Source organism: Pseudoalteromonas sp. (assembly GCF_041613455.1).
Lineage (GTDB): Bacteria > Pseudomonadota > Gammaproteobacteria > Enterobacterales > Alteromonadaceae > Pseudoalteromonas.
This window is the reverse complement of the sequence record NZ_JBFJHD010000169.1, coordinates 1-6,584: the sequence shown is the minus strand read 5'-3', so window position 1 is coordinate 6,584 and position 6,584 is coordinate 1. Positions and strand designations below refer to the sequence as shown.

5 protein-coding genes are annotated in these 6,584 nt (G+C 42.0%); 3 read left to right on the top strand and 2 right to left on the bottom strand.

The genetic code is table 11. The annotated features are described in order from the left end of the window. Positions 1–137 precede the first annotated feature (137 nt). Both sthA and ABYB02_RS13135 read right to left on the bottom strand, forming a co-directional pair. On the bottom strand, positions 138–1,568 hold the full coding sequence (gene sthA, locus ABYB02_RS13140) for a Si-specific NAD(P)(+) transhydrogenase (protein ID WP_172459241.1): 1,431 nt from the start codon (positions 1,566–1,568) through the stop codon (positions 138–140). A gap of 13 nt (positions 1,569–1,581) precedes the next feature. Continuing rightward, the gene (locus ABYB02_RS13135) at positions 1,582–2,715 is read right to left on the bottom strand and encodes an acyl-CoA desaturase (protein ID WP_372762890.1); all 1,134 of its coding nucleotides are present in this window, start codon (positions 2,713–2,715) and stop codon (positions 1,582–1,584) included. A 126-nt stretch (positions 2,716–2,841) separates the two neighbouring features. Between ABYB02_RS13135 and fabR the strand changes: the two genes are divergently transcribed. The 3 genes from fabR (at position 2,842) to leuB (ending at position 6,497) form a co-directional block, all read left to right on the top strand. Next, positions 2,842–3,465, top strand: coding sequence for an HTH-type transcriptional repressor FabR (gene fabR / locus ABYB02_RS13130; RefSeq protein WP_002961087.1), 624 nt, complete (start codon positions 2,842–2,844; stop codon positions 3,463–3,465). Between the two features lie 405 nt (positions 3,466–3,870). Continuing rightward, positions 3,871–5,424, top strand: a complete 1,554-nt coding sequence (gene leuA / locus ABYB02_RS13125; protein WP_372762889.1) for a 2-isopropylmalate synthase — start codon at positions 3,871–3,873, stop codon at positions 5,422–5,424. Next, positions 5,421–6,497: a 3-isopropylmalate dehydrogenase gene (gene leuB / locus ABYB02_RS13120; RefSeq protein ID WP_372762888.1), complete on the top strand. Its 1,077-nt coding sequence runs from the start codon at positions 5,421–5,423 to the stop codon at positions 6,495–6,497. The genes leuA and leuB overlap by 4 nt, the downstream gene beginning before the upstream one ends. Positions 6,498–6,584 lie beyond the last annotated feature (87 nt).

Below are 6,584 nucleotides of genomic sequence, written 5' to 3'. Positions count from 1 at the left end.
GCATGCTAAACAACAAAAAGCCCGCTTACTATTTTTAGTAAGCGGGCTTTTTAATAGGGCGTGTTTGGCACTTATGTGTCGTTATTGCCTATTTATCAAATAACCGCATTACATAGGTTATTCTTAGCTTAAAAGCTTTATTTAAATAAGCGATTTAATCCATTTAACGCTGCAACTCGGTAGGCTTCAGCCATAGTTGGGTAGTTAAAAGTGGTATTTACAAAGTATTCAATATTATTGCCGCCATTTTTTTGCTCCATTATGGCTTGGCCAATGTGGACAATTTCTGAGGCGCGCTCACCAAAGCAATGTACACCCAGTACTTCTTTGGTTTCTGTATGAAATAATATTTTTAAAGTACCCACTTCAGTACCCGCAATTTGCGCACGCGCAAGGTGTTTAAATTGCGCACGACCTACTTCATACGGAACTTTAGCAGCAGTAAGTTGCTGCTCGGTTTTACCTACTGAGCTCATTTCAGGAATAGTATAAATACCCGCTGGAATATCAATAATCAGTTTTTCATCACAGTTGCCACAAGAAATTGCATCAGCTGCAATACGGCCTTGGTCAAATGCGGCACTCGCTAGGCTTGGGTAACCAATCACATCGCCTACAGCGTATACGTTGTCAATTTCGGTTTGATAGGTTTCGTTTACTTTTAACTGACCACGGCTATCAGGTTTTAAGCCAATTGCTTCAAGGTTAAGCTTGTCGGTATTACCGGTGCGGCCATTAGCAAACAAAATACAGTCAGCTTTTACGCGTTTACCCGATTTTAAATGCATAATTACACAGTCATCACGGGTTTCAATATGATCAAACTCTTCGTTATGACGAATTACAATACCGCTATTCCAAAAGTGATAACTCAGCGCGTCAGATATTTCTGTGTCCATAAAGGCAAGTAGGCGGTCGCGAGTGTTAACTAAATCAACTTTGGCACCTAAGCCTTTAAAAATAGAGGCATACTCACAACCAATTACACCCGCACCATAAATAAGTACGCGATGTGGATCGTGGGTTAACCCTAAAATAGTATCGCTGTCGTAAATACGAGAATGGGTAAAGTCTACTTCTGGCGGACGGTATGGGCGCGAACCTGTAGCAATAACAATAGTCTTGGCCGTTAAACGCTCAGTTGAACCATCTTGGCGAGTTACTTCAACTGTATGTTTATCAATAAAACGCGCGTCACCTTGAAACATTTGAATACGGTTACGGTCGTAAAAACTGCTACGTAAATTAGACTGCTTAGAAATAACTGAGCTGGCATGGCGTAAAATGTCAGGAAAAGTGAGTCGAGCAAGTCGATCACCGGTATTAAATAAAGGGTTTGTTTTATATTCTATATAACGGCTAACCGAGTGACGTAGGGCTTTAGAGGGAATGGTTCCCCAATGTACACAGCCCCCACCTACGGCTTCGTGGCGTTCAATAACAGCCACTTTTTTGTTATTTTTTGAAAGGTTCATAGCGGTACCTTCACCGCCAGGACCCGTGCCAATAATTACTGCATCATATTGGTATGTCACGGGTGTTTTTTTCTTTTCTGGTTGTTTGGCCACAGCCACTCCTATATTAACTAAAAGAGGCTTTTAATAACCTCGCATTAAGTGCTAGCCATGCCTGTTTTTGATTTTCCCAGGCGGCTTCCAACTCATGGTATTGTGCCATTAATGCTGAGCGTTCACACTGCTTTGCCATGTTATTTTTTTTAACTTCTAACACTTGTTTTTGTAGTGAACAATAATTTTGCAGTTTTTTCAGCAGTAAATCGTACTCTTGTTGTAATAATGTAATCTTATCTTGTGCTAAAGGCAATTTTGCAAGACGCGTTTGCGTTTTGCTCATGAGCGTTTCGGCCTTCGCTTTTTCTATACGTTCAACAGGAGTACGCTTTAACTTATTGGCTAAACCAACAGCTGCTAAAGAGCGGATCATCCATTTTGTTGGATCGTAATGAAACCACTTAATACCATTACGGTAGTCGCTTGCAAAAATATGGTGGAAGTTGTGATACCCCTCACCGTATGTAAATAACGCTAAAAAGCCGTTATCACGTGCCGTATTTTTTTCGGTGTATGGGCGAGAGCCCCAAATATGTGCAACTGAGTTTATAAAAAAGGTAAAGTGTTGACTCAGTACTAAGCGTAGTAAACCTGCAAGAATTAACATCCCCCACACATCACCAACCAATAAACCAAGTGCTAGAGGCAAGCCTACGTTCATAGCAATCACAAGCTTTAAGTAATGTTTGTGTTGCCACATAACAATTTTATTGCGCTGTAAGTCGCGACAATTACTATAATCACCGTAGCTATCGCCTTGGTAGTCACGTAACATCCATCCGATATGGCTATACCAAAAACCATTGGTCGCCGCGTAAGGGTCTTTTATTGGGTCGTCAACTTGACCGTGATGTATACGGTGATCGCTACTCCAATGCAATGCACTGTTTTGCAGCGCAAAAGCACCGCCAAGCGCAAAAATAAATTCAACTGCAGGGTGTGCGTTATAGGTTTTATGTGCCCATAATCGATGGTAGCCGGCAGTAATTGATAAGCCCGCATAAAACATGCAGCCTACAAAAGCAATCCAATGCGCGCTGGTAAATCCGTAGCTAATGGCGTACCAAGGTACAAGTGTGGCAGCCGCCAAAAAGGTTAGGCTAAAAAATAGGACGTTTGTCCAAATAATCGGTGGTTTATTCATAATTCTCAATCTCAGCGTACAACTGTAAGCTAAAATAGTATTTCAAACTCTTGTCGTCAAGTATTAGACTGTACAATTGAGCTAATATCACTAAATATTCATATAAAATAATTCAGGGAGCTGTTGATGTCGGGTGTTAGAGCGCAACAGAAACAAAAAACACGACAGGCGTTAATTCAAGCGGCATTTAATCAGCTGAGTGCTGATCATAGTTTTTCGAATTTAAGTTTACGCGAAGTAGCACGAGAAGCTGGTATTGCCCCAACTTCTTTTTATCGTCATTTTAAAGACATGGATGAGTTAGGTTTAACCATGGTAGACGAAGCCGGTTTAACCCTTCGCCAACTAATGCGTCAAGCTCGCAGACGAATAGCAAACGATGGCGGCAGTGTTATAAATACCTCAGTGGTTACTTTTATGGAGTTTATTGATAACTCAAGTAATCAATTTAGATTATTACTACGAGAACGCTCCGGGACTTCTAAAGCATTTAGAGCCGCAGTAGCGCGCGAGGTAAAACATTTTATTTTAGAGCTGGCTCATTATTTAGAAAGTGAAACTAAGTGCAACGCTATGCATGCCTATATTCAGGCGGAATCTATGGTAACGCTCGTATTTAATGCGGGTGCAGAGGCGCTCGATATAGAAGGATTGCAACGCGACGAATTGATTGAGCGCGTTATTTGGCAGCTGCGTTATATTACTCGTGGAGCCGGGCATTACGTAAGAGAAACGAGTAAAGAAGCATAGCTTAAAAAAATTGTAAAAAGTTAATATAAGCACGGTATATTGCAGTGCTTATTAATTTAAGCGTCACTAGTCATGTATTTGTTATTTTAATTCTTAATAGGTGCCTTGGTTGAATTAAAAAACCCAATTGAATCGTTTTTAAATCTGTTTTGTGGAATTTTTATGCTTGCTTCCGTCGCTTTGTAATGTTAAAAATAGGCTTCACTGAACACACACACAAGAAAACAAGATGCATATTATTCGTTTAATTACACTAAAACTTAACCTCTTACTGCTATGGTCAGTGAGCGGGGATTAGTGTGTTTGCATCGAGTTGAACACTAAAAACCCCGCAATTGCGGGGTTTTTTTTATCTCGCGGCTGGGATTAATTGAAATTTGGGTAACATAGGAATGAGGGGCAGTTATGCAAGAGCAAGATAAAGTATGGATTTTTGATACCACCTTACGTGATGGTGAGCAGGCACTTAAAGCAAGCCTTACTGAAGATGATAAAATTCAATTAGCGCATACAATTAGCCGCTTGAATGTGGATGTGATGGAAGTGGGTTTTCCGGTTTCGAGCCCTGCTGATTTTCGCTCGGTGCAACGTATTGCAACCGAGGTAAAAGGTCCGATTATTTGTGGTTTAGCACGCTCTGTTGCCAAAGACATTGAAGCCTGTGGCGAAGCACTTCGCACAGCTCAGCAAAGCCGTATTCATACTTTTATTGCTACAAGCCCTTTGCACCTTGAACATAAATTACGTATGAGCCTAGATGATGCAACGGCAATGGCTGTTAAATCAATTAAATTGGCGCGTAACTATACTGATGATGTTGAATTTTCGTGTGAAGATGCCGGTCGTACGCCGCATTGGGATTTATGTAAAATTGTTGAGCAGGTAATTAATGCCGGAGCTTCAACTATTAACTTGCCAGATACCGTTGGTTTTGTAACGCCAGACGAATACGCCGCGATGATCCGCCATTTAATGAATAACGTGCCAAATATTGATAAAGCGCGCTTAAGTGTGCATTGCCACAACGATTTAGGTTTAGCTGTAGCAAACTCTGTGGCCGCAGTGCAAGCCGGCGCACGCCAAATTGAGTGTACTATTAATGGCATTGGTGAGCGGGCTGGTAACTGCTCGCTTGAAGAAGTGGCGATGATCATGAAAATGCGCAAAGACCACTTAAAAGTATACACAGATATTAAAAGTGAAGAAATTTACCGCGCATCTCGTCAAGTGGCTAAAATTTGTAATATGCCAGTACAACCAAATAAAGCGATTGTTGGCGAAAACGCCTTTGCGCATAGTTCTGGCATTCACCAAGACGGTGTATTAAAAGCGCAAAATACTTATGAGATTATGTCGCCAGAAAGCGTTGGTGTGCCAAGTAACCAATTAAATATGACTTCGCGTTCGGGTCGTCATGTTATTGAGCATCGCCTAGAAGAGTTAGGCTATCAAAAATCTGATTACGATATGGATGGCTTATACAAAAGCTTTATCGAATTGGCTGACCAAAAAGGCACAGTATACGATTACGACCTTGAGGCAATGATTTACTTTAATCAAATTAACGACAAAGACGAAAAATACCAATTAGAGTTTGTTAACTCAGCCTCTAACTCACAATCGGTAGCAAGCTCTACGATTGGAATGCGCATTGATGGCGAAGCTAAACAAGAAGCCGCGACAGGTAATGGCCCAGTTGAAGCTTCGTTTGCAGCCATTGAGCGCTTAACCGGTATGAGCGTTGAAATGATTGAATATAACTTAGAAGCGACAGGTCAAGGTGCAAGCTCATTAGGCCAAGTAAATATTATAGCTAAATACGATGGCCGACCTTACCACGGTGCGGGCATTGCAGCGGATGTGGTTGAAGCGTCGGTACGCGCCATGATCCGTGTTTATAACTTAATTTATCGTGCACAAAAAGTGTCTGATTTAAAACAACAAAGGAAAGCAGGATGAGTAAAACAAACTACAGCGTTGCCGTATTAGCTGGCGACGGTATTGGCCCAGAAGTAATGGCAGCAGCAGAACAAGTACTTGATGCTGTGAGCAATAAGTTTGGTTTTACCCTGAACCGTCAGCATCATGCTATTGGTGGCGCAGCAATTGATGAATTTGGTAAAGCATTACCAGAGAGCACACTTGCAGCGTGTGAAAACGCTGACGCTATTTTATTTGGTTCGGTAGGCGGTCCTAAATGGGAAAACTTACCACCAAACGAGCAGCCTGAGCGCGCATCGTTATTGCCGCTTCGTAAGCACTTTGGTTTGTTTTGTAATTTGCGCCCTGCACAGTTATTACCTGCATTAAGTGCAGCGTCACCACTTCGCGCTGATATTAGCGAAAAAGGTTTTGATATTTTATGTGTGCGCGAGCTAACCGGCGGCATTTATTTTGGCGAAAAAGGCCGTAGCGGCGAAGGCGCTGAAGAAGCTGCTTTTGATACGCAAACATACTCACGAAAAGAAATCGAACGTATTGCACGCTTTGCTTTTGAAGCTGCAAAATTACGTAGTAACCATGTTACCTCTGTTGATAAAGCAAACGTACTTGCATCAAGCGTATTATGGCGCGAAGTAGTCACCGAAGTAAGCAAAGACTACCCAGAAGTCAGCCTAGATTACATTTACGTAGATAACGCCGCTATGCAGTTAGTTAAGCAGCCTAGCCAGTTTGACGTACTACTTTGCGATAACTTATTTGGCGATATTTTGTCAGATGAGTGCGCGATGATCACAGGCTCAATGGGCTTATTACCTTCGGCAAGCTTGAATCAATCGGGTTTTGGGTTGTACGAGCCAGCAGGCGGTTCAGCACCAGATATTGCAGGTAAAGGCGTTGCAAACCCAATAGCACAAATTTTAAGTGCCGCATTAATGCTACGTTACTCGCTAGGGCAAGACGAAGCTGCGCGCACCATTGAAAAAGCAGTAGCAGAAGCCGTAGAAGCAGGCGTTGGCACACCAGATATATATCCAAATGCCGGTTACAGCACAAGCGATGTGGCAGCAGCTATCGTTTCACGCATTTAATAACATATTAAAGTTGCAGCACCGTTATGCTGCAACTCAAACAGATTAGGGAATTAGCAAGTGGCCCAAACGTTATACGACAAAATT

Coding starts and splice junctions, on each gene's coding strand:
- ABYB02_RS13135 (WP_372762890.1), bottom strand. CDS start 2,715: ATGAATAAACCACCGATTATTTGGACAAACGTCCTATTTTTTAGCCTA.
- fabR (WP_002961087.1), top strand. CDS start 2,842: ATGTCGGGTGTTAGAGCGCAACAGAAACAAAAAACACGACAGGCGTTA.
- leuB (WP_372762888.1), top strand. CDS start 5,421: ATGAGTAAAACAAACTACAGCGTTGCCGTATTAGCTGGCGACGGTATT.
- leuA (WP_372762889.1), top strand. CDS start 3,871: ATGCAAGAGCAAGATAAAGTATGGATTTTTGATACCACCTTACGTGAT.